The organism is Pasteurella dagmatis (genome assembly GCF_900186835.1).
Taxonomy (GTDB): Bacteria; Pseudomonadota; Gammaproteobacteria; order Enterobacterales; family Pasteurellaceae; genus Pasteurella; species Pasteurella dagmatis.
Genome location: NZ_LT906448.1, coordinates 1,564,285 through 1,590,152, shown reverse-complemented (window position 1 = coordinate 1,590,152; position 25,868 = coordinate 1,564,285). Strand labels below are relative to the sequence as shown.

The 25,868-nt window shown below is 39.9% G+C and carries 14 protein-coding genes; 5 read left to right on the top strand and 9 right to left on the bottom strand.

Features of this window, described 5'->3' with window-relative positions; translation table 11 throughout:
- Positions 1–232 precede the first annotated feature (232 nt).
- Positions 233–517 carry a hypothetical protein gene (locus CKV78_RS07160; protein ID WP_005763381.1) on the bottom strand — a complete coding sequence of 95 codons (285 nt, stop codon included), beginning with the start codon at positions 515–517 and terminating at the stop codon, positions 233–235.
- Between the two features lie 562 nt (positions 518–1,079).
- On the opposite strand from CKV78_RS07160, the gene CKV78_RS07150 reads away from it, so the two are divergent.
- The 5 genes from CKV78_RS07150 (at position 1,080) to CKV78_RS07130 (ending at position 8,251) form a co-directional block, all read left to right on the top strand.
- The gene (locus CKV78_RS07150; protein WP_032855374.1) at positions 1,080–4,040 is read left to right on the top strand and encodes a type I restriction endonuclease subunit R; all 2,961 of its coding nucleotides are present in this window, start codon (positions 1,080–1,082) and stop codon (positions 4,038–4,040) included.
- Between the two features lie 64 nt (positions 4,041–4,104).
- Positions 4,105–4,848 (top strand): restriction endonuclease subunit S, encoded by a 744-nt coding sequence (locus CKV78_RS10675; protein WP_095075297.1) that lies wholly within the window; start codon positions 4,105–4,107, stop codon positions 4,846–4,848.
- Positions 4,817–5,437, top strand: a complete 621-nt coding sequence (locus tag CKV78_RS07140; protein WP_005763377.1) for a restriction endonuclease subunit S — start codon at positions 4,817–4,819, stop codon at positions 5,435–5,437. The genes CKV78_RS10675 and CKV78_RS07140 overlap by 32 nt, the downstream gene beginning before the upstream one ends.
- A gap of 7 nt (positions 5,438–5,444) precedes the next feature.
- On the top strand, positions 5,445–6,641 hold the full coding sequence (locus tag CKV78_RS07135; RefSeq protein ID WP_005763376.1) for an AAA family ATPase: 1,197 nt from the start codon (positions 5,445–5,447) through the stop codon (positions 6,639–6,641).
- Entirely contained in the window at positions 6,638–8,251 is a 1,614-nt protein-coding gene (locus CKV78_RS07130; protein WP_005763375.1) for a type I restriction-modification system subunit M, read from the top strand. The genes CKV78_RS07135 and CKV78_RS07130 overlap by 4 nt, the downstream gene beginning before the upstream one ends.
- A 705-nt stretch (positions 8,252–8,956) precedes the next feature.
- Here CKV78_RS07130 and CKV78_RS10635 read toward each other — a convergent pair.
- From CKV78_RS10635 to CKV78_RS07090, 8 genes are all read right to left on the bottom strand, one after another.
- On the bottom strand, positions 8,957–9,145 hold the full coding sequence (locus tag CKV78_RS10635; protein ID WP_005763371.1) for a hypothetical protein: 189 nt from the start codon (positions 9,143–9,145) through the stop codon (positions 8,957–8,959).
- A gap of 102 nt (positions 9,146–9,247) precedes the next feature.
- Positions 9,248–10,480, bottom strand: a complete 1,233-nt coding sequence (serA, locus tag CKV78_RS07120; RefSeq protein ID WP_005763370.1) for a phosphoglycerate dehydrogenase — start codon at positions 10,478–10,480, stop codon at positions 9,248–9,250.
- An 18-nt stretch (positions 10,481–10,498) separates the two neighbouring features.
- A complete protein-coding gene (gene rpiA, locus CKV78_RS07115; RefSeq protein WP_005763369.1) occupies positions 10,499–11,158 on the bottom strand; it encodes a ribose-5-phosphate isomerase RpiA in 660 nt (219 codons plus the stop codon).
- A gap of 128 nt (positions 11,159–11,286) precedes the next feature.
- On the bottom strand, positions 11,287–12,441 hold the full coding sequence (gene hemW / locus CKV78_RS07110) for a radical SAM family heme chaperone HemW (protein ID WP_005763367.1): 1,155 nt from the start codon (positions 12,439–12,441) through the stop codon (positions 11,287–11,289).
- On the bottom strand, positions 12,441–12,764 hold the full coding sequence (locus CKV78_RS07105; protein ID WP_005763365.1) for a YbjQ family protein: 324 nt from the start codon (positions 12,762–12,764) through the stop codon (positions 12,441–12,443). The genes hemW and CKV78_RS07105 overlap by 1 nt, the downstream gene beginning before the upstream one ends.
- Before the next feature lie 9 nt (positions 12,765–12,773).
- A complete protein-coding gene (locus CKV78_RS07100; RefSeq protein WP_005763363.1) occupies positions 12,774–13,454 on the bottom strand; it encodes an SEL1-like repeat protein in 681 nt (226 codons plus the stop codon).
- A 1-nt stretch (position 13,455) separates the two neighbouring features.
- Positions 13,456–14,064 (bottom strand): RdgB/HAM1 family non-canonical purine NTP pyrophosphatase, encoded by a 609-nt coding sequence (gene rdgB, locus CKV78_RS07095; protein ID WP_005763361.1) that lies wholly within the window; start codon positions 14,062–14,064, stop codon positions 13,456–13,458.
- Between the two features lie 158 nt (positions 14,065–14,222).
- Positions 14,223–25,634 carry an ESPR-type extended signal peptide-containing protein gene (locus tag CKV78_RS07090; RefSeq protein ID WP_005763359.1) on the bottom strand — a complete coding sequence of 3,804 codons (11,412 nt, stop codon included), beginning with the start codon at positions 25,632–25,634 and terminating at the stop codon, positions 14,223–14,225.
- Positions 25,635–25,868 lie beyond the last annotated feature (234 nt).

Here is a 25,868-nt window from a genome sequence, read left to right as displayed (position 1 = left end):
AAAAATACAAGTTGGCCTGATTATAGCATAAGAAAAGAGGATATTAGAAAAGGCTATATCTCGCTAATTAAAAAGAAAAGTGCGGCTAAATTGACCGCACTTTTAGGGATTACCCGGTATTATGTAGCAGTTGCACAAAACCAAAACTTGAACAATTGACCGCCAAAAAGAAAGCCTTTAGCTTAATGATAAGTTCAAGGCTTTGTAATTTAAAGAATATTGAATCGATCACTTAAAATTCAACGTCGTCATCAAAATCCCAACTAGGATTTGCTTTTTCAGTAGAAATGGTCTTTTTAGGTGATTTTTTATTGATAGAATCCTTTTCCCACAACAAGTCTTCCATTACTGGCGGATAAGCGATATTTGCTCTTGCGACAAAATCGGCTTGTGTAAGGTGTTTTCTAATGCGTGCAGGACATTGTAGATTACGTTCACTTTCTGCAAAGCTCACTTCAACATCAGCGATGTTTGGACTTTCATCGCTCTCTGATTCATCAAGGTTAATTCTGAACACGGCAAGTACAACTTGATTATCCGCAATTTCATACGCCCCATAGAAAGTGAAGAAGTCTGAAGGTATTGGTTAGCTATTTCAGTTTCTATGTTGTCGGTAAACTTACTGGCGCTAGTGTCGAAGAAAGGCGATTTAGGTGACTTTGCACAATACCCCCTTGCGCAAGTCGGTTTATATTTCAATCATGTAGAACAATCGCTGGAAGGTAAAATTTAGATCGTGAGCGAACAGCTCACGGGCTCAGATTTTGCGTTAAGTTTCCCACTACAATGAGGTTTAAACTATGTGAACAAAGCGGATTATCCAAATATCGTGAGTTACCTCGAACAAATCGAAACTCACCTAGCTTATTTCAAAGCCAATGAAAAAACGGCAGGAGGATTGGACTTGAGTCGATTTTAAAATACAAGCGGTCGTAAATGTTGTGAATTTACGATTACTTATAAAGCAAATGCTATCTGAAAAGTTTTTCAGACAGTATTGAATATTTTTCTGCTTCTATATTAGCCCATTGGATTTATGCTAAAATTATCGAAATATTTCTTAACCTTACATTTACATTATGAACTATACCGAAGCTGCGATAGAACAAAAATTCATCCAAAAACTGATCGATTTGAAATACACCTACCGCGATGATATTCATGACAAAGAGACCTTGGAAAAGAATTTCCGCGAGAAATTTGAGAAGCTCAACCGTGTTCGTTTAACCTACAGTGAATTTGAACGTTTGAAACTGGAAATCATCACCCCCGATGTGTTTGCCGCCGCCAAAATTCTACGCGAAACCAACACCTTTATCCGCGAAGACGATACGCCACTTAATTACACGCTGGTCAATATCAAAGACTGGTGTAAAAACGATTACGAAGTCATCAGCCAACTGCGCATCAATACTGAAAACAGCCATCACCGTTATGACGTGATTTTGCTGATTAACGGCATTCCCGTGGTGCAGGTTGAACTCAAAACCCTGCAAATTCCGCCCAAAAAAGCCATCGAGCAAATCATCGAATACAAAAACGACACAGGCAACGGCTATGGCAACAGCCTGCTGTGTTTTATACAGCTTTTTATCGTCAGCAACGAAAGCAGCACCTACTATTTTGCCAACAATCAAAACAAGCATTTTGCCTTTGCCGCCGATGAACGTTTTTTGCCCGTGTACCATTTTGCTGACGAAGCTAACCGAAAAATCAACCATTTAAATGATTTTGCCGATAAATTTTTGGAAAAATGTACTTTGGGCAGAATGATTAGCCGCTATATGGTGCTGGTGGCAAGCGAACAGAAACTGTTAATGATGCGCCCGTATCAGATTTATGCGGTCAAAGCGATTGTGGACTGTATTCACGAAAACCGCGGCAACGGCTATATCTGGCATACCACAGGCTCGGGCAAAACACTGACTTCGTTTAAAGCCTCTACTTTGCTCAAAGACAATCCCGATATTGACAAATGCCTGTTTGTGGTGGACAGAAAAGATCTTGACCGCCAAACCAGAGAAGAATTCAACCGCTTCCAGCAAGGCTGCGTAGAAGAAAACACCCATACTCATACTTTGGTAAACCGCCTGTTGTCCGACGACTATGCGGATAAAGTCATTGTAACCACCATTCAAAAATTAGGCTTGGCACTCAAAGAAAACGGGGTGTACCGCTCACAATTAGGCAGCCTGAAAAACAAACGCATGGTCTTTATTTTTGACGAATGCCACCGCAGCCAATTCGGCGAAAACCATCAAGCGATTAAAAACTTTTTCCCCAATGTCCAACTGTTCGGCTTTACGGGAACGCCTATTTTTGAAGAAAACGCCAGCTACAAACGCATTGACGGCACAGACGCTTCTTATCAAACCACAGAAGATATTTTTGAAAAACAGCTTCATGCCTATACCATTACCAACGCCATTGATGACGGCAATGTATTGAAATTCCACATTGATTATTACAAAGCCGAAGGCAATGCAGGCGTATCTGCAAATCACCCCGTAACCAAGCAGGCGATTGTAGATTCCATTTTAAGCAAACACGATGCAGCCACAGACCATCGGCGTTTTAATGCTGTTTTCGCCACCGCCTCCATCAATGATGCGGTGGAATATCAGCGTTTGTTTAAAGAAACACAAGAAAAACGGCAGGCGGAAAATCCCGATTTCGTGCCGCTTAATATCGCCTGCGTTTTCTCTCCACCAGCCGAAGGCAATAAAGACATTGTCCAAATTCAAGCGGATTTACCGCAAGAAGAGCAGGACAACAAAAATGATCCAAATGGCAAAAAAGCCGCATTAAAATCCATTATCGACGACTACAACCGCCAATACAGCACCAACCACAGTATCGGCGAATTCGACCTGTATTATCAGGATGTTCAAAAACGGATTAAAGACCACCAATACCCTGACAAAGACTATCCCCACCAAGACAAAATTGACATCACAATTGTGGTGGATATGCTTTTAACAGGCTTTGACAGCAAATACCTAAACACGCTGTATGTGGATAAAAACCTGAAATATCACGGCTTGATTCAGGCATTCTCCCGCACCAACCGCGTTTTGAATGCGGCAAAACCCTACGGCAATATTTTGGACTTTCGTGGGCAGCAAGAGCAAGTGGACGAAGCCATCAAACGCTTTTCGGGGCAAGACCAAGACCGTGCCAAAGAAATCTGGATTGTCGATCCTGCCGAAATCGTAATAACTAAACTACAAAATGCGATGACACAATTGCAAGATTTTATGTCTTCGCAAGGATTAGCTTGCGAACCATCTGAAGCCTACAATCTCAAAGGTGATACAGCACGGGCAGGTTTTATCAACCTGTTTAAAGAAGTACAACGCTTCAAAACACAATTGGGGCAATACACCGATTTAAGCGAAAAACAACAGCAAACCATTGAAGCCGTTTTACCGAACGATGCCCAGCGCGCTTTCAAAGGCGTGTATTTGGATATGGCACAAAAAATCAAATCGCAAATAGTACAAGAAAAATCACCGCTTACCCCTGAATTAGCACAACTGGATTTTGAATTTGTACTGTTCTCCTCCGCGATTATTGATTACGACTACATTATGAAGCTGATTGCCGAAAACAGCAGCAAGCCGAAAAAACAGCAAATGAGCCGTACCCAACTGGTTGAATTGATTGCCGCCAGCAGCGATTTAATGGAAGAAAAAGACGACATCATCGCCTATATCGACAGCCTGAAAGCAGGCGAAGCCCTGAATGAAAAAGAAGTCAAAGCAGGTTATCAGGCATTCAGACAGGCAAAAAACAATGAAAAACTGGCCGCACTTTCAGAAAAGCACGGCATCGCAGGTGAAGCACTGTCTGATTTTGTTGCCGAGATTCTGAACCGAATGATTTTTGACGGTGAAAAACTCACCGACCTGCTCGAGCCTTTGGAGCTTGGCTGGAAAGACCGCCGCATCAAAGAATTGGCACTAATGGAAGACCTTGTACCGTTGCTTAAAAATATGGCAAAAGGCAAAGAAATTTCAGGATTGAAAGCCTATGAATAAGGCTTTTCTCGAAATAAGGGCTTGTGTTATTTTTAGAATCAAACAAATTTAAAGAGTAGAATTAATGAACAAACAAGAAGACAGCCAAAAAATCACACCCAAGTTGCGTTTTCCTGAGTTTCATATGGCATCGGGGTGGGATAAAAAAATCTTAGGAGAATTATTTTCTGAAAGAAGTAAGAAAAATACTCCTGAAAAAACAGTTTTAGCAGCAACACAAGATAGAGGCGTTATTCCTTATGAATTAATGGAAAAGTCTGTTATTCGTGATAGAAAAAACTTAAGTGGATATAAATTAGTATTGCCAAAAGATTTTGTTATTAGTTTACGTTCATTTGAAGGTGGATTCGAATATTCAGAGTATGAAGGAATTATATCGCCTGCATATGTTGTTTTATATCCTAAAATTAAAATTTGCAATTACTTTTTCCGAATTTATTTTAAGCAAGAACGTTTTATTCAACAGATTCAAAATAGTTTGAATAATAGTTTGAGGGATGGAAAGTCTATTTCATATAAGCAAGCATCTACGTTATCTATTGCATTACCTGAAATCACAGAACAACAAAAAATCGCCGATTGCCTGTCATCACTTGACGAACTGATTGAATTGCAGGAGCAAAAACTTGCCGCCCTAAAACAGCATAAAAAAGGCTTGATGCAGCAATTATTCCCAAGCCACAATGACCTGCAAGCAAGCAAGCAAGCAAGCAAGCAAGCAAGCAAGCAAGCAAGCAAGCAAGCAAGCAAGCAAGCAAGCAAGCAAGCAAGCAATAGTGTATCCGAAACTGAGATTTCCACAATTTAAGGATTGTAAAGGTTGGGAGGTTGCTGAGTTGAAGGATATTGCGTTAGTTAATCCGAAGAAAGAAAATTTGCCTGATGATTTAGATATTAGTTTTCTTCCAATGTCATTAGTTTCTGAATATGGGCAAGTAATTGGCTTTGAAACTAGAAAAGTTTATAAAGTAAAAAAAGGCTATACTGCATTCAAAAATAAAGACATTATATTTGCCAAAATAACACCGTGCTTTGAAAATGGTAAAGCTGCATTACTTAATGATTTAGAAAATGGTTATGGTTTTGGTAGTACGGAATTTCATGTAATTAGATCTCAAAATAACTGTAACCCGAATTTCTTATTTTCTTATCTTTATTCAGATACATTATTGATTAAAGGGAAAAAATCAATGACAGGTTCTGCTGGTCAGCAACGTGTGCCAGCTCAATTTTTTGAGAACTATATAATTGCACTCCCACCCCCCGAAGAACAACAAGCCATCGCCAATTGCCTGTCATCCTTAGACAGCCTTATCAGCGAACAAAACCAGCAGATATGCCGTCTGAAAACCCATAAAAAAGGCTTGATGCAGCAGTTGTTCCCGACCCTGCAATAAACAAGCGGTGGAATTTCAACAAAATTTTGCAAAAATAAAAATAACTATGGCTAAGAATAACGCACCCAAAGACGATCCGTTTAAGGATTTGGTCGATTTAAATGATTTGGCAAGACGCCTGAGAAACCAACAATCCAAATGCCAGTTGATTTTTGCCCATAACGGTACGGGCAAGACTCGCTTATCAATGGCATTTAAAGATATTGGCAAACAAGATGAGCAGCGGGATACGCTGTATTTTAATGCGTTTACCGAGGATTTGTTCTTTTGGGACAATGATTTGGAAAACGATACCGATCGTGTATTGGTGTTAAACGATTCGTCCCGCTTTTTTGCCGGTATGTGGGAATTGGAACTGGATACCCGAATCCGTCCGTTGCTGCAAAAATATGTGGATTTTGATTTTCGGATTAGCAAAGAAAACTGCAAAAAAGGGAATCAAGAACAAATAGAACGTTGGGAAGTTGCCTTTTTCCGCCCTGAAAATTCTGATGACAATATCAAGGTTTCCCGAGGCGAAGAGCATATATTTATTTGGTGCTTTTTCTTGGCAATCTTGCAATTGAGTTTGGACAAACAAGAAGGTTCGCCTTATGAATGGGTCAAATATGTTTATATTGACGACCCGATTTCATCGCTGGACGATAATTATGCGGTGTCTGTCGCACACAATTTGGCAATAATGCTGAAAAGTTATAAAACAGAAGATTACAAAGTAGGACAAGATATTCGGTTCATTATTTCTACCCATCATGGTTTATTTTTCAATGTGCTGTGTAACGAGTTGAATAAAGCACCCAAATATTTATTGTCCAAAAACGATTCCGACCAATACGCTTTCCTCAAACTGGAAGGCGATACGGCCAGCCTGTATCACGTTGCGATGCTGAAAATATTAAAAGATACATTGGATAAAGATGAGCCGATATATCCGTATCATTTCAACATTTTGCGGAATATTATGGAGAAAACGGCAAATTTTCACGGTTTGGCAGGTTTTAAAAAATGTATTCAGCTTGAAGATGCCGAATTTTACGAACGCCTGATTCCTGTATTAAATCACGGCGGTTATTCTGTTTTTGAACCCAAAGAAATGCTGCCTGACAATAAAGAAAAATTTAAAACCGTTTTAAAAACTTTGTTGGAAACTTATCCGTTTCATTCAGATTTAACGCCTGATTCATTTAGAGAAACACACTCATGACCCAAGAACAACTCAACCAGTTAGGCAAAACCCTGTGGGCGATTGCCGACCAGCTCCGCGGTGCGATGAATGCCGACGATTTCCGCGATTATATGCTGTCGTTTTTATTTTTACGTTATCTGTCCGATAACTACGAGCTAGCCGCCCAAAAAGAGCTGGGCAAAGATTATCCGCAGTTGGCGGATGACGACAGACGCACGCCGCTTTCGGTGTGGTATGGCGAAAACGCCGATTTTGTCGCCGATTTTGAAAAACAGATGCGCCGCAAGGTACATTATGTGATTAAACCCGAATTTTTATGGGGCAGCGTTGCCGAATTGGCACGAATTCAAAGCGATCAACTGCTCAATACTTTGCAGCAAGGCTTTAAATATATTGAAAACGAATCTTTTGAAAGCACTTTTGGCGGATTGTTTTCCGAAATCAATCTCAACTCGGAAAAACTGGGAAAAAACTATGATAAGCGTAACGACAGATTAGTTGAAATCGTGAAATGCATTGCCGAGGGCATCAGCGAATTTTCCACCGACAGTGACGCATTGGGCGATGCTTACGAATATTTGATTGCCCAATTTGCTTCGGGTTCAGGCAAAAAAGCAGGCGAGTTTTATACGCCACAACAAGTTTCTACCGTTTTATCCCGTATTGTTACGCTGGACAGCCAAAATCCCGCCAGCGGCAATAAGATAAAACTGGACAATGTGCTGGATTTTGCCTGTGGCTCAGGTTCTTTGCTGTTGAATGTGCGTCATCAAATGGCACAAAACAACGGACATATCGGCAAAATTTATGGGCAGGAAAAAAACATCACCACTTACAACTTGGCACGAATGAATATGTTGTTGCACGGGGTAAAAGACACGGAATTTTCGATCCATCATGGCGATTCCCTGCTTAATGATTGGGATATATTGAACGAAACCAATCCTGCTAAAAAATTGACATTTGATGCCGTCATTGCCAACCCTCCATTCAGCTACCGCTGGGAGCCCAAAGAAGAGTTGGCGAACGATTTTCGTTTTAAAAATTACGGTCTTGCACCAAAATCGGCAGCGGATTTCGCTTTTTTGCTGCACGGTTTCCACTTTTTAAGCGATAACGGCACAATGGCGATTATCCTGCCGCACGGCGTATTGTTCCGCAGCGGTGCAGAAGAAAAAATCCGCAAAAAATTGCTGAAAGACGGGCATATTGACACTATTATCGGGCTACCTGCCAATCTGTTTTATTCTACAGGCATTCCTGTGTGTGTTTTGGTGTTGAAAAAATGCAAGAAAGATGATGATGTCTTGTTTATCAACGCGGCTGATGATTTTGAAAAAGGCAAACGGCAAAACCGTTTAACCGATGAGCATATTGATAAAATCGTTGATTGCTACCAATTCCGCAAAGAGGAACAAGGCTACGCCAGACGGGTTTCTATGCAGGAAATTGAAGACAACGGCGGCAATTTGAATATCGCCCGTTATGTCAGCAATGTTGTGGCAGAACCCGAAATTGATTTGACCGCCAACCACCAAAACTTAACGGCATTGGACGAAAAAATCAAAGCGGCAACAGCGAAACATAATGCGTTTTTAAGCGAATTGGGATTACCGCTTTTGCCGTGATAAAAGGGGGTTTGAATGCCGTCTGAATTTGGTTTTCAAACGGCATTTCCAATCTGCAAGCAACCACATTTATCTGAAAATTTGCAAAATGAAGAAAGCATACTATCAACTTCTATCTCAGACGGTTTGCTTGGTTGGCTTGTTTGAGCCTATACATCACAAAGCGAATCAAGGCATCTTTTTTGTTTCAGGGTGGATTTAATTTTTTAGCGATTGTAAGGTTCACTTGGCTTCATTATAAGTCGGCAACACTAGGGTAAACGATAAAATCATATTCTTTGCTATACCAAAAAATAAAACTATTCATTACTAATGAATAAAAGTGTTTGATAGTAATAAGTGGTTTTACTGTTGAGAAATACTTATCTTTTATTAGGTGATATGTACGAACCAATCATTTAACCACAACATACTGTTTCAGTGCTTGGTGCGAAGCATTGGCTTAATAAGGCGTAGTAGAGGATATTACAAGAATTACTGATATACGATGGAAATTGAAGGAACTATCTTGCCTTTAAACGCCAGTAACACGTTTTCCTTTCTAGCTTTTTCTCAACCAATGAATGTTTAACAAGATGATTTAGGTTTGTAAATGTAAACGTGGCACACCGTTATCAATAGACTGATTATCGAATTTCAGTGCTTGGAGAGTAATTTCATTCGTATGAAACCATTTTTCAGGTTGCTTTTTAAGAATATGCTCCACTAATTGACGTGGTGATGACTGAAAGCGGATTTCTTACTTAATGAAAAATCTGAATCCCTTGCGTGGTTCAGGGCAGCTCGATAGTTTAAAATTTTCTGATTTAATCCCTTTATCTTTGCTTCAAATTCAGCTCTTTCTTGTTCTGCAAGTGAAATTTCTTCAATCAATAACTTTTCTAATGCATTCATTTTTTCTTACCTTTAAATTACAATGGAGTAAGAAAAATGTAGCAGAAACATTGAGTTAAATCTTTGTGCAACTGCTACATAATAGCGGGATTACCTGACTGATTAGTACAACACGCGTGCACGGATTGTGCCGTCGATCTCTTTTAATTGCGTTAATAATGATGAGGTTTCTTCTGTTTCAACATCAATTACCACATAACCAATACTAGGGTCAGTTTGTAAATATTGTGCAGCAATATTCACGTTAGCGTTCACAAATACTTGGTTGATTTGGTTTAACACACCCGGTTTGTTGTGGTGAATGTGTAATAAACGTTTTGTACCACTGTGTTCTGGTAATGATACTTCAGGGAAGTTTACCGCAGAAAGGGTAGAACCGTTATCTGAATATTTCACGAATTTGCCAGAAACTTCTGAACCGATATTTTCCTGTGCTTCTGATGTTGAACCACCAATGTGTGGCGTTAGGATCACATTATCAAATGCACGTAATGGTGAAACAAATTCTTCTTGAATAGATGCAGGTTCTTCAGGGAATACGTCTAACGCAGCACCACGTACTTTACCACTTTCAAGGGCTTGTGCTAATGCATCAATGTCTACGACTGTTCCACGTGCCGCATTAATTAAAATTGCCCCCTCTTTTAATTGTGCTATACGTGTTGCATTGATTAGGTTTTTAGTTGAGGCATTTTCTGGTACGTGTAAAGACACTACATCGCTCATTGCTAATAATTCATCTAAAGAACGTACTTGCTGAGCATTACCAAGTGGTAATTTGTTTTCAATATCATAGAAAAATACACGCATACCAAGGGATTCGGCAATAATACTTAATTGTGAACCAATATGACCGTAACCAATGATCCCCAGTTTTTTTCCACGCACTTCGTGTGAGCCTGCCGCTGATTTATTCCAAATACCACGATGTACTTCAGCATTCGCTTGTGGTACGTTACGCATTAGTACGAGAATTTCACCTAGTACTAATTCTGCCACAGAACGTGTGTTTGAGAATGGTGCATTGAATACAGGAATCCCAAGCAATTTTGCAGCGTTAAGATCTACTTGGTTAGTGCCAATACAGAAACAGCCAACTGCGATGAGTTTTTGTGCGTGTGCTAACACGTCAGCCGTTAAAAATGTACGTGAGCGAATACCCACAAAGTGTGCGTCTTTAATTGCTGCTTTTAATTCCTCATCATCAAGGGCTTTTTTGTGATACTCAATGTTGGTATAGCCCGCATTTTGCAATACTTCTAAGGCGCTTTGGTGAACGCCTTCCAGAAGTAAAAATTTAATTTTTGATTTGTCGAGTGAGACTTTAGTTGTCATATTTGCTTTCCTTTGTTGTTATTCGATAATTTTTGCACCTTCAGGTGTGCCAACAATAATAATATCAGCAGCACGTAGGGCAAAAATACCATTAGTCACGACACCTGCGACGTTATTTAATTCTTTTTCCATTTCAACAGGGTTCATAATAGCAAAATTGTAAACATCTAAAATGACATTACCGTTATCAGTGACCACGCCTTCTCGATATTCTGGTGAACCGCCTAACGACACTAATTTGCGTGCAACTTGTGAGCGAGCCATTGGAATGACTTCAACAGGTAAAGCAAATGTTGAACCTAACACATCAACTTGTTTGCTTTTATCTACGATACAAATGAATTTTTTCGCTAATGCCGCTACGATTTTTTCACGTGTTAATGCTGCACCGCCACCTTTGATCATCATCTTTTGTGGATTGACTTCATCTGCGCCATCAACATAAATATCTAAACTTGAGACTTCGTTTGCACTAAAGACCTCAATGCCTTGTTTTCTTAATAATTCTTCAGAGGCTTTTGATGCAGCAACTGCCCCTTTAATTTCATTTTTCATTGCACCAAGTGCTTCAATGAAACAATTCACTGTTGAGCCACTGCCCACACCTACAATGGTGTCTGGTTTGACATATTTAAGCGCAGCTTTAGCAGCTTGTTTTTTCATTTCAAGTTGATCCATTGTGATTCCTTCATTTTGTATTTTGGTGAAATTTGTTAACTGATTTTTATTATTTCAAAATTCACGTAATCGTTTGCGTATATTATGATAAGGGAATACTTTAATCTTAATTATTCCGATTAACAAGCCTATTTAGGTAAAAATTCTTCCAGTAATTCATTCAAAAAAAACTTGCCCTTTTTTGTCACTTGCCAAGTGTGGTGAGTTTCTACGATATAATTTTTTCCCAATGCCCATTGAATTTGTTCTCTGATATTTTTTTCTCTTAATCCAGTAAATTGGATGAACTCTGCTTTAGGCACAGCTTCCAATAAGCGAAAACGGTTCATAAAAAATTCAAAAGGGCGATCCTCAGCGACGACGTGCTTCTCTTCATAGAGATATTCACCACGCATATAGCCCTTAGGGTGCTTAGTTTTTGAATAGCGAAGAATATCGCCATTTTCAAAACTCATTTTGCCGTGTGCACCACAACCAATAGCAAGATAATCACCAAATCGCCAATAATTTAAGTTATGTTGGCATTGAAAATCAGGCTTCGCGTAAGCTGAAGTTTCGTATTGCACATAGCCTGCATCGGTGAGCAGTTGATGACCTTGTTCAAAAATATCCCAAAGTTCATCGTCATCGGGTAATACAGGCGGACGATAGGCAAACATTGTATTGGGCTCAATAGTGAGTTGATACCAAGACAAATGCGGCGGATCTAATTTAATCGCCTGTTTTAAATCGTCCAGTGCTTCTGTAAGTGTTTGATTAGGTAAGCCGTGCATTAGATCTAAGTTAAAACTTTTTAGCCCAGAAACTTTGGCAAAATTGACCGCACTTTTGGCTTCTTGTGCATTGTGAATTCTGCCTAAACGCTTAAGCTTATCATCGTTAAAACTTTGGATTCCCATTGAAATACGGGTGACACCAGCCTTCACATAGCCTTTAAAACGTTCAGCTTCGGCTGTACCGGGGTTAGCTTCCAGAGTGATTTCAATATCAGATTTAAATGGGATAAGTTGCTCAACGCCAGAGAGCAGTTGTTGAATACCTTCTGCTGAAAAGAGGCTTGGCGTACCCCCACCAATAAAAATAGAGTAGAGGGTACGATCTTGAACACTGTGTTTGTAGTGTTGCAGATCTTGTTGAAGATCTTGTAACAAATGTTGGATGTATTCCTGCTCAGGAATTTGCCCTTTTTGTGCGTGCGAGTTGAAGTCACAGTAAGGGCATTTTTGTACGCACCAAGGAATATGAATATATAAACTAAGTGGTGGAAGTTGTAGTGAATTCACTAACGCACCACCACGGCTGTACCACTTGCCACGATCATAAACATACTTTTGCCTTCGCCTGTAATTGACGTGTAATTAACTTCTACGCCAACAACCGCATTTGCGCCAACGCGTTTGGCATTTTTTTGTAATTCTTCTAGAGCTTCTTCACGAGCACGTGCAATTTTTGATTCATAAGCACCAGAGCGGCCACCTAGAATATCGGTAATGCCGGCAAAGAAGTCACGAATAAAGTTTGAACCTGCAACCACTTCACCGAATACCATTTGTTTATACTCTGTAATTTGTTTTCCTTCTACATTTGGGGTTGTCGTAATGATCATAGTCTTTCCTTATTTAAGTGTCTCTAAAATGCTGAAAAGTGCGGTCGGATTTTCGACAATTTTGTCTGCGGTTTTTTCAGCGAGCTTTTGTGCAAGCTCCCAATCAGCACGATTGAGAATATCACCACTGCATAGGTATTCCATATCCTCTTTATCAATATCGCCGTAAATTCGGTTATTATAAATCGCTAAAGTGCAAGCTTGAATGGTTGAAAATTTGACACCATATTTTTTTGCCAATTCTTTATCGCCATACATCCAAGTGAGCTGAGATAGGGCATATTCATTGCCTAATTCAGCGGCTTTTTTTATCTTGCTCGTGATTAGTGCATAATTTTTAGGTGTATCTTTTTCCAGATTATGTACTTCATCGATAATGGATTGCGTGTTGTAAGGCGAAAATTTAATAATTTCTTTTGGATCATATTCCGCGTGAATATCATCAAGTAAATCAACCGCAGTGCCATAATTTTGTTTGGCTGCTTTTTCTAGCCAATAGATAAAATCACTTTCGAGTAGATGTGCATAATCTGTTGTTGTTTCAAGACTTAGAGCGAGATTATATTGTGCTTCAGCATTGCCTTTTTTCGCCTCGGCCAATAGCTCCCTCTGTGCTTCCGTATAATCTAAAGAATAAGCAACGTTAGAGAGCGTAAAACTCAACAAAAATAGACCGCACTTTTTCCACATACTAAGCTCCTTTGTTTGCTAATTTACTTTTTAATACCGATAAAGCGCGTGCTCGGTGTGAAATCTTTTTCTTTTCCACAGTTTCAAGCTCGGCAAAAGTGCAATTCACTTCTGGGCTGAAAAATAAGCTGTCATAACCAAACCCATTTTGCCCTTTTTCGGCAAAGGCAATTTCCCCAAAACATTCACCTTCGGCGATAATTGGGGACGGATCAGTTTCGTGTTGTAACATCACAATACAGCTGACAAATTTTGCTTGTCGTGCTGCTTGTGGAATATCTTTTAATTCGATGAGTAGCTTTTCTCGATTTTTCGCATCTGCTGCGGCTCCGTCAACGCCGGCATAGCGTGCTGAATATAAACCCGGTGCACCACCAAGTGCATTAACGACTAAGCCAGAGTCATCTGCAATTGCGGGCAACCCCGACATTTTGCTGGCATAACGTGCTTTTAATAATGCGTTTTCTACAAAAGTTAAGCCTGTTTCTTCAGGGCTTTCAATATTCAAATCAGTTTGTGCGATAACTTCAAAACCTAAGTCAGATAATACATCTGACATTTCTTTTACTTTGCCTTGATTGCCTGTGGCGAGAACGACTTTTTGTTTCATTGAAAATCCTATTGTTGAGAAAACCTGAATAAATTATACGCTTTTCTGTTTGATAAAGCCAAAACGTAAATCGGATACACTTTCTCATCTTTTGGAGAAAAAAGAAAGGGTATTGAGCTGAACTCAATACCCTTAAAGTTTATGTTAGTAGGGGAGGATTACCATTGATAACCGATACTACCACCGATATTCACATCACCATTGGTGTTGAAACCACTACCCAATTTAATGGAAATCTTGTTGTTATCAGAGTTTCTTGAGTAACCCACTGCCACTGCAGATTGACCTTTGAAGTTACCTACCCCTAATGAAACAAGGCTCTTACCAGCTTCATTTGGACGTTGTAAGAAGGCCACGGCTGTCGCTCCAGCCACACCCGCACGCATACCTTTATCTAACTTGTTGATGCGTTTGTGTACATCGCCAATTTTATCGTCTAATTGACCTAAGTTCACTGCATCATTACGGTTGACACCTGGTGCCACGTTAGTGATACGGCTTGGTGAACCATCTGCTTTCGCAATGTGGATATTTCCGTCTTGGGTCGCACCAATCTTAGGACCTAGCTTACCACCCACTTGTACGGTTTCAAATACCGGGTTTTTGCTTACGGTTACTTTGATTTCACGTACACCATCTTTACGTGTTTCGCCAGTCACGGTAGCAATGTCATTACCACTTACAAACTCAACCACATTCGCATTGCGTACATCATCAGCATACTCATTGTCTTTTGCCCCAACAATGAAACCAAGTTTTTTCGCATCAGACACACTTAACGCATTGTTCGGGTTAGAGTGAATAAGATCCGCTAAACCGTCTTTTGCTTTATGCATTGGTGTAGTGGCATCCGCTGGGTTTTCAGCTTCTTTAGCATCTGCTTTTAACACGCCATTATCAAACTGATCTGGCGCATAGTATTTCGCAGTATCACCTTCACCCACTTGAACTAATGGATTACCTTTTGCATCAACTTTATTCGCAATAGTATTCGTACCAGATGCCACATTCCCCAACACCGTTGGTGCCCCAATTTCATTCGCTTTTGCCGTTGGGTTCACCAAGTTGGTGGTTAATTCGCTCGCAGGGACCGCTTCACCTATTGGATAACCATTCGCATTCACTTTGAAGTATTGATCACCCACTTTCGTCACTGGTGTACCATCTTTCGCAGTGTAAGTTAATGGTAAGCCCGTCATGTGAATGCTTACATCGGTTCGGTCTTGTCCTGTTGCAGGATCACGAGTAGTTTCAGCTTTCGCTACCGTATTGCCGCCGTTGATGAAATTCACGACATCGTTTGGTGTCACTTTTTCCGTTGCTTGACCTGCAATGGTTGAGCCACCATTTTGTTTCACCAAGAATCCCGCTTTATTAACTGTTTGATCTAATTGATCTTTGTTCACCGCCTGATCAGGTTGTGTTGCCCATCCTACATTGTTGAGGGTCACACCACCAGTTCCTTGCGTGATGTTATCCTTCGCATTAGGATGCATTTTCACGGCTTCCGCTCTGGCAGTGTCAATCGCTTTCGCAATCTCCTCTGCAGGTGCATTTGGATTGGCTTTCAGTTTTTCACTAATCGCCTGTTGAATTGCCGCTTGAATTGGATCAACCACGTTATAGGCTTCATTGTTCACCCCATCTGCTTGCGAGCCATTCGTCAACTGTGCCCCTTTGGTGAGTTTCGTAATGGCGTCTTGGTCTAATGCCGTTGGTGGATTTACAGGATCTTTTAATGAACCATCATTATTCACTGCCACTTTTTCATAGAACTGACCATCATTTGCCTTCACATATTCTTTGCCCGATGCATCGGTATATTTGAAGTCAATTGGTGAATCTACATCAACTTTTACCGTAGTAGTGGTCGTAATCACACCGTGCTCATCCACCACTTTAACCGTACCTAAGCTAGCAACGGTATTTTTACCATCGCTAAAGCGAACGTTATCATTAGGATTGACTTTCTCTGCCTTACCGTCATTATTGTTGAAGGTGGTTTTATTCACTTCCTCTGATGTAGCTTTACCCACATTCCAACCTGAGTTTTGAATCGCATCACCCACTTGGTTACCTGTCACTAAACCTGCACCTTTGTTACCTTCATTAACCACTTTTGCTACTTCTTCAGCCGTTAATGGTTGAGCTGTTGCTTTTGGTAGCCCTGTCTCTGGATTTAAATCTTCTTTCTTGAAGTATTGATTTCCAATTTTGATCACAGGTGTTTTAGTACCATCATCATTTTTTAAGACAGGATTATCACCGTTAGTGCCAATCACCTCACCGGTTTGTACACTCACTTTAATTTCACGTGTGCCATCTTCTCGGGTTACGCCTGTGACTTTCGCTAAACCTTCACCCACAAAGTCCACTTTGTTGGTATTACGCACTTGGTCTGTATAGCCACCCTCTGTTTGAGAAGCACTGACCACCCAGCCTAAGTTTTGTAAATCCCCAATATTGGCAGCATTGTTTGGATTGGAGTTCGCAAAATCCACTAATCCACCCGTGCCCACATTTTTCGGTTTGGTGGCAGGTTGTGCATCGGCTTTCGCTTGACCATTAGCATTCACTTTATCGGCTTCATACCACTTACCATCATTAGCCAATTTCAATGCTTTATCCCCTTCACCTTTCGGTGCTTCAAAGGTACTCGCACCGTTGGCAATATTGCTTAAGGTTGTTGGTTTTGTTGTGTTATCGCCATCTGGATTAACCATACTTGCAACGAGTTTATCTGCTGGTATATAAGCTCCTTCTTCAACTTTAGGAAGTCCAGTGTCTTTATCGACTTTGTAGTACTTACCATCTGGTGCTTTTGCGACTTTATTACCCTCTTTATCCGTATAGGTAACAGGCATACCCGTCACATCAACACGGACTTTGGTCACGTCACGACCATTTTCACGAGTCGTGGTGGCAGTAACACTGGTATTGGTGCCGTTGACAAAATCTACCACATCATTTGGTGTCACTTTCTCAGTTTTACCATCTTCCGTTGAACCTTTATTCGCATCGTCCGTTAAGGTAGAAGTACCATTTTGTTTCACCAAGAAGCCCGATTTATTTACGGTTTGATCTAACTGATCTTTATTCACCGCTTGATCAGGTTTCTCTGCCCAAGCGACATTGTTTAAGTTCACCCCACCTGTGCCTTTCACAAATGTGTCTTTTGGGGTTGGGTTGGCTTTAATTGCATTTTCTTTCGCTTCTGCAATTTGCTCCTCTGTTGCGTTTGGCATTGCTTTTGCAGTTTCAATCGCTTTGGTAATTGGATCTTCTATCCTATATGAGACGTTAGCTTTGCCATCCTTATCTAATCCATTAGTCAATTGAGCACTTTTGTTAAGCATACCGATAGCATTATCATCTAATGCTTGAGGTTGCTCTGCACCATTTTCGGTAGTTTTCAACGAACCATCTGCATTCACATCTTCTTTCGCATAGAACTTACCATTATTGGCTTTGACATACTCTTTGCCTGTCGCATCGGTATATTTAAAGTCAATTGGTGAATCCACATCAAATTTCACCGTTGTGGTAGTGATTTTATTGCCTTCTGGATCTAATGACTCCACAGTACCTAAAGCCACACGGGTATTTTTACCATCGGAGAAACGCACATTATCATTTGGATTAATGTGTTCCACATTGCCTGCATCAAATTTAAATGCTGTTTTCGCAATTTCATCAGGGTTTGCTTTGCCTAAGGTCCAGTTAGATTTCTTAATAGCATCTGCCACTTTATTCCCTGTCACAAAGCCTGTGCCGTTGTTAATCGCTTTACTAGCAATTTCATCAGAAACTTTATTTTTTCCAGGTTTAGCTTTGCCCGTAGTAGGGTCAATGTCGTCTTTGTAGTAAAAATCTTCTCCTACTTTAATTAAAGTTTTACCATCTTCAGCAGTGTACTCATTACTTGGTACTACTTCCCCCTCTTTAATGGCGATAGTGATTTCACGAGCATTGTTATCTGTACTGTCTTTACCCGTTACACTGATGCCAGTGCCGCCAATAAATTTCACTTCATTGGCATTGCGAACATCTTTGGCATAGTCATTACCATCGGCAGACACAATCCAACCCATATTTTTCGCATCACTCACGGTCATCACATTATTTGGATCAGAATGTTCTAAATCTGCTAAACCTGATTTTGCTTTTGTGACATTTAAGGTAGGTGCTACTGCTGTATCATATTGAGTTTCGGTTGCTGTTGTTTTTAGCTTACCGTTTGCTTCAAATTGATCAGGTGCATAGTATTTATCCCCAACTTTCACCAAAGGTTGACCATCCGGTGTTGCCGCTTTATCGGCATAGGTATTGGTACCCCCTGCCACATTGCCTAAACGTGTTGGTGTAGTGGTGTTGTTATCCTTCGCATTAACAAGATTAACTTGTGGATTGTCTACTGGTGTCGTTGATTTATCAGGTTGTCCATCTGCATTTACAGTATAGAACTTACCATCATCTGCTTTTTTCACAAGCTTACCATTGGCATCAGTATACGCTATCACCGTATTCACTTTAATGGTATTGGTTTTATTGTTATCAGAGGATACCACTTCCACCGTTGTACCAATACCATCCGCAAAGTTGACTGTATCAAATGGTTTGACAAAATCCACCGCCTTGCCATTGCCTTGTAAATTCCAGCCTGCATTTAACACATCTCCAATGGTTGCCGCATTGTTGAGAATAGTTAGTTTATAGTCATTATGCTCTTCATTGAAAGCATCTGGTAATGCTGGTGCTTTGGTTAATGTGTTTTCGGCATTTGCCACATTTTGACCTGCAGGATCCGTTACATTACCGTCCTTATTAACACGATTTAAATTACCTTTTAGATTCGTTAAGGTGGTTGGCGTTGAGGCTTTTGTTTTACTATCCGCAGGATTATTCATTGAAGCAATCAGATCCGTTGCCTGAACTTCCTGAGTTTTATCAGGCGTACCATCTTCTTTTGCAACATAGAATTTATTCGAATCTGGATCTTTCACCACTTTCGTGCCATCCGATTTGGTATATACCACAGGAAAGTGGGCTTTATTGATCGCATCCTGTGCATTTACATCTACGGTAATGGTATGTGTTTCACCTTCAGTTTTACCTGATACAGTTGCTACACCCGTTCCCGCAAATTTAACTTCATGGGCATTCATCACAGCCGAGCTATATGGCGTTGCTAAATTATCCGTTGATTTATTCGATGAAATCACCCAACCCATTTTGCGTAAATCGCCAACAGTTACTACATTGTTGTTACTGATCGCGGTATTGCCATCTTGAGTATTTAAATCCAGTAAATTACCTTTTGGTTGACCGTTAGTTGCAGCATTTGTCATAGAATATGGTTTTAACGCACTGACCACATTGCCTAATGTAGCTGGATCACTTTTCACATTCGGTGCTGTACCTGGTTTAACAATATTAGTAATTAAATCAGCTACAGGAATCTCCTCTGCATCGCTTCCATCATCTTTCTTCGTGATCGGTTTACCATTTGCATCAACTTTGTAATACTTATTACCCACTTTTGCTACTGGGATGCCATCTTTGGTGGTGTATTGTACAGGTAAGCCCACCACATTTACGGTCACATCACTAGATGTGCCTTCTGCGTTTGCTGTAACAACTAACTGTGCATTTGCTCCATCAACAAAGTTGACTGTGTCATAAGGTTTCACAAAGTCTTTGCTTGCACCATTATTTTGCAAATTCCAGCCTGCATTAAGCACATCGCCTACAGTAGCAGCATTGTGTTGATTTTCAGCAGTAATATTAGGATTGTTAGCACCTTGTTTGTTTCCATTATTAGACTCTGGCAAATTATGACCTAACCCACTAATTTTTCCGTTGTTGACCTCATTCGGTTCGCTGAGATTCAGTTTTTTCGCCAGTTTAATGGTTAAGTTGCCTTGTCCATCAGAAGCTACACCAATATTGTTATTATTGGAAAGTTTATCGGTTTGTGTTTCTCCCCCTTTAATGGTGATTTTTTCACCCAATTTACGAGGGGAATCTGTCCCAGAATCACCTGCAAACACTAAACCATCATCTAGGGTTGCCACTTGGCGTTTTTTCGGTTGACCGTTTTCTGTAGTGGTGTACACAATTCGAACAATTCCATTGGCATCGGCAGGATTCACGGTTTTGCTACCTTTCTCCGAACCCATTTTCACAGTTGGCGTATGACCATTATCCGTCTTGCCTGTTAAGGTAATAGAACCGTCTTTGCCATCTATTGCGACAGAAGCACCCTCTTTTCCAGTCACTATCAGATTACCATCTACGCCCTCTTTAGCATTTTCAGTTTTACTACCTAGCGTAATCTGATCTTTGGTTGCAACTTTATAGCCATTAGCAATTTGTTTGATTTTGATGTTTTTACCTGCATCAAGCACAAAGGTTTCATCTTTCTTAATACAACTCTCGTCACAATCTTTATTTGTTGCTGCTTCAAATTCACCGTCTGAAGCTTTACCGCCTAACTTAAAGTTAAAGTCGCCAATAGCTTTATTTAAATCAGACACATTGACCGCATAGTGTGGATTGGTTTTTACTACTTCAGACAGATTTTGATCATTGATCACACTAGCAATATTGCCTAATTTGACTGGATTATTATTCGACCCGACAAGTTTTACTTCATTGCTTGGGGTAGACTCATCGGTTGTTGGGTTGGTATTCACATAAGCTAACGGTGTATCAAACTTAATGGTATTTGCCCCATTTGCAGTACCAATCGTCACTTTGGTACCACGACCGTTGATAAAGTTCACTTTATCGCCATGTTTGACAAAATCTTTTGCGGTGCCATTTTCCTGTAAATCCCAACCAGAATTTAATACATCCTCTACAGTAGCGGCGTTATTTTTATTAACACTCGCAAAGTTCGGCGTCGATTGACCGTTATTATCGTCTGGTGTTAAATTACTTTTAACGTTCGCTAAGACCATCGGATTTTTGGCACTGCCATCGGCATTATTTAATGATGCAATTACATCTTCATTTGCAACTGGTGTATTTACAGGATTTTCAGGCTCACCTTGATCATTTAATTTGGTGCCTGCTGCATAGAATTTACCATTTGGCGATTTAATTAATTTATTGCCTGCCTTATCGGTGTATACCACTGGAATCTGTGCCGTTTCCACTACTTTTTGTGCATTTACATCCACCGTGATTTCACGCACACCATCTTTAGTTTCACCTGTAACGGTTGCCATATTGGTGCCAATAAAACGGACTTCGTTTGCATGGCGGACATCAGCTGCATAGTCATTATTTTTCGCAGATACAATCCAACCCAGATTTTTCGCATCAGCTACTGTAAAGGCATTAGTATCAGATGAACCCTGTAAATTAGCTAAGCCGTTATAGGCATTTTTCAGTGCCTCACCCAATTTTGTGTCTGTTGCAATAGCTGTTGGACCAGTTGCTTTATCCCCACGATGTGTTCCATCTAAAGTGATCGTGCCTGCAGACACATTTTTTAATGAGACAGGTGAATTATTTTGACCACCATTTAAGGTTAATGAAGGTTTATCATCAGTTCCTGTAGTATTTAACGTCACACTTGATTTTCCAGTATCCGCTAATTTCAGTTCTTTAAACTCTGGTTTTTCGGAGAAATTGATGACTAACTCATTTTTGCCGTTTGTATTATCTGCTTTAACATAAATATTTTTCGCAGATACCTCGGTATCATCCGCTTTTTCCCCTTTAATGGTTAGCTTAGTGCCTAAAGGACGCTTGATATCTGTATTAGCTGTATTACCTGCAAAAACCAGCCCTTCTTCAATGAGTTTGTTAGCCACATCAGCAACTGTTTTTGCGGTAACTAACGCTGTTGGTGTATCAGGGGTAAATGTTGTTTTATCACCTATTTGTGTAACTGAATTTGTGATATTACTTGTTACCGCTGTTATTTTCTTACTGTTTGGATCAACCTGAATGGTTTGACCATCGGTTCTGATATCCACCGTCACCGTTGTCTTTTTGTTATCGGTGTTGGTCACTATTAAATCCGTTGCATTACCATCAACAAACTCAACGGTGTCATAAGGTTTCACAAAATCCACATCTTCCACTTGACCATCTGCGGTTTTTGCACCCCTTACATTAAAGCCAGCATTTAAGAGATCACCCACGGTAGCAGCATGATTATTTTGATCCGCAATATTATTCGGTGCATCTTGTTTAGCTTCTGTATCAGCTGGTTGAGGTAGATTATGTGCTAGCCCGCCAATACTGCCATCATTCGCATTATTGTTTCCTAGATTGAGGTTTTTCGCCAGTTTTACTGTTAATGTGCCATTGGCATTAGATTCCACACCAATATTATGACCATTTGATAATTTATTAGTGTCTGTTTCACCGCCTTTGATCGTTAACTTCTCACCTAACTTACGAGGTGCCTCCGCACCAAAATCGCCCGCAAATGTTAAACCGTCATCCATGGTAGCAACTTGGCGTTCTTTTCCATTATCAGTAGTATAAGTGATGCGATTTATACCATCCGCAGGATCTGTTGTATCAAGCGTTTTCTTTCCTTTTTTGCTAGTAATTTTTAAGCTTGGCGTTTGCCCATTATTTGGCACGCCAGTTAAGGTGAGAGATCCATCTGTACCATCAATTTTAACACCAGCACTGCTTTTACCTGTTACATTCAGGCTTCCATTTGTGCCATTTGGATCATTTTTACCAAGTTCAATTTGATCTTTGGTGGCAATTTCATAGCCATCAGCAATTTGCTTAATTTTTATATTTTTACCTGCGTTAAGTTTGAATGTATCGCCTTTTTTGATCTGTTTATCGTCATCAGTATTCGTAGAAAGAGCTTCAAATTCTCCCTCGGTTTTTTCACCACTTAACATGAATGAATAACCGCTAATAGCATTATGTAAATCTTTTACGTTAATAGCGTTATTTGGGTTTGATGCGGCTACCGTTGCTAAGTCTTGATTACCTAAACCACTTGCAAGATTACTTAGAGATACTGGATCGTTATTATTCCCACCCACTAACTTAACCGTATTACTTGGGGTTGATGTATCAGTGGTTGCTGTATTCACATAAGCTAATGGCGTATCAATACGAATTTTATTTCCATTGTTTTCTTTTGTAATGCTTACTTTTGTTCCTGTACCATTGGCGAAATTCACCGTATCGCCATGCTTCACAAAATCTTTCGCAGTGCCATTTTCTTGTAAATTCCAGCCAGAATTTAGTACATCGCCGAGGGTTGCTGCGTGGTTTTTATTTGGCGTAACTGTGTTAAATTCAGGGGCTGACGTTGAAGTATTATTTTCATCAGGCGTTAAATTGCTTTTAATATTCGCCAATGTAGTTGGTTTCGTGCTCTTATTATCACCACTATTAATAGAAGCAATTACGTCTTCGGGATTAATTTCTACACTATTAGTAGATTGATCAGCTCTAACAAATTTCCCATTGTTTTTTTTGATTAATTTATTACCATATTTATCTGTATAAACCACTGGTGTTTGTGACGCTTCTACGACTTTTTGGGCATCAACATCAAACTTAACGACACTTTTTGTTTTTCCTGTATTTGAACCCACGCTGATTTTTGTAAAATTACCATCTGCAAATCGCACTTCATCACCACCTTTGACATCATCATCGCTGTTATTAAATGTAATGTCATCTGTATGCTGTATTTTACCGACTTTCCAAGAAATATTATTTATTGCTTTTGCTACAGTAGTTGCATTAACAAACTTAGCTCCATCATTATTTGGAACACTAACTTTGCCATCGTTAACATTCAAATCTGTATTCTCGACATTAAAGGTAATTTCAGTAACACCATCTACCTCTTGTTTTACATTGGATTGTGTATTTTTACCGTTTGTGAATTTAACTGTATTTCCAGGCGTTACTACACCTTTGGTTGCATTGTCATTATTAGTAATAGTGAAGCCTTTATTGATATATCCATTTAATCCAGAAAGTGCTGCACCAACATTAGTGAATGGTGATCCAGTGAGAAGGGTATTACTATTACCTCCTTGTGCTGATTCGCTTTTCCCTGTGAATAATTGATAACTAGGTGCGGTGATATTATTGTTAGAAAGCTGTGAGCCTCCACCTAAGTGTGCTGCAGTGGCTTTAGCTAGATTTGCAACAGTGTCAGCAACCATATAAAGCTGTGAGCCATTTACTGCATCAGTAGAGGTTGCAGTCATTGCTCCTGGTGCCACATTTACTAATTGGCGTTTGTGTGTAGTGTTACCAATAGAGACAATATCACCTTTAGCAACATTATCGTGACCTGCAAAATTTGAATAACCGATACCATTAACTGTTACATCGCGATGTTTTTCTCCCCCCTGAGTTGTACTACCTGAGCCAAGTATAACAGCGTTATTATATCCGCTAGCAATAGTGATGTTGTTACCCAAAGCTACTGCATTTGAGCTTTCAACTTTGGCATTATGACCTGCTGCAATTGCTTTATCTCCTTTTGCTTGTGCTGATTTACCAATTGCGATAGCTTGTGCATTTGATGCTTTACTTTCAAAACCTAATGCGATGGCTTGAGCTCCTGATGAATTGGCTCTTTTACCAATAGCAACAGCTTGAGCGTTAGATGAATTAGTTTCTTCACCAAGAGAAATGGAGGATTCACCGGAAGCTTTAGCAGCATAGGTTCCAGAGCTAGAGCCACCAATAGCAATGGACTGATTTCCACTTGCTTTAGTATGAGCACCAAGTGAAAGAGCATGTTCACCAGTGGTTTGGCTACCGTTACCGATAGATATAGACTTATTAGCAGATGCGTTACTGCTTGTCCCCATAGCAATCGTATAGTCTCCTTTTGCATAGGCTAAACGACCATAAGCCATAGAGTGAGTACCTTTAGAGGTTGCATTATCACCAATTGCAATTCCATAAGAGCTACTCCCCATAACCCAAGACTCACTACCTATCGCAATTCCTCCTAGTCCGCCGGGGGTGCCAGCATTTGCTGCTGCTTCAGGCTCTAATGTATATTTTCTTTCACCACCTTCTTGTGGAGGTGTTCCATCTCCTCCTGTTGTCGCACCATTACCAATTGCATATGAGTCTGCGCCAGCGGCAATTGTTGCAGAGCCATCATAATTTCCAGTAGAAATCCCTATTGCTAATGAGGCACTACCAAGTGCTTTTACATTGTGACCAATAGCAATATTTCCTGCACCAGCTGTCTTGCTATTTACGCTTTTTGCTATTGAGCCGACACCAATTGCAATATTACCCTTACCGCTGTTTGTGATATTTCCTCCTGCTTGTGTACTATTATTACCACAAGCCAAATCTTTATTATTATTTAGTGTACAAACATTTGTACCAACACCACCTCCAACAGTTGCTGAGTTAGGGAAACTTGGCAAAGCAAATAATAATGTGCCACTTGCAGTAATACTGATTAAAATAGTTTTAAGCAATTGACGTTTATCTGTTTGATTAGTGGATTTTCCGTGAGATTTAGTCAGCTCTGATACAACAATCCACATTTGAGTAGCATGATTCCAAATAACTTTAAATATTTTATTCATAATAACTTTTTCCTTAAAGTTCAGAGCTAATAGTGCTCTATTTTAGATGAAATATGGAGTAGAGAAGATACTATCCTTAGGTAATAAGTAAATTTAGGGTGAAAAACATACTATAAATCTTACCAAAATAGACAATACATTTAAATACATTGCATTTATTTGCATTAATATAATTAAAAGCTTACTGCACTTTTTATATAAAGATTTCATCACATACATAATATTTCTATCTTA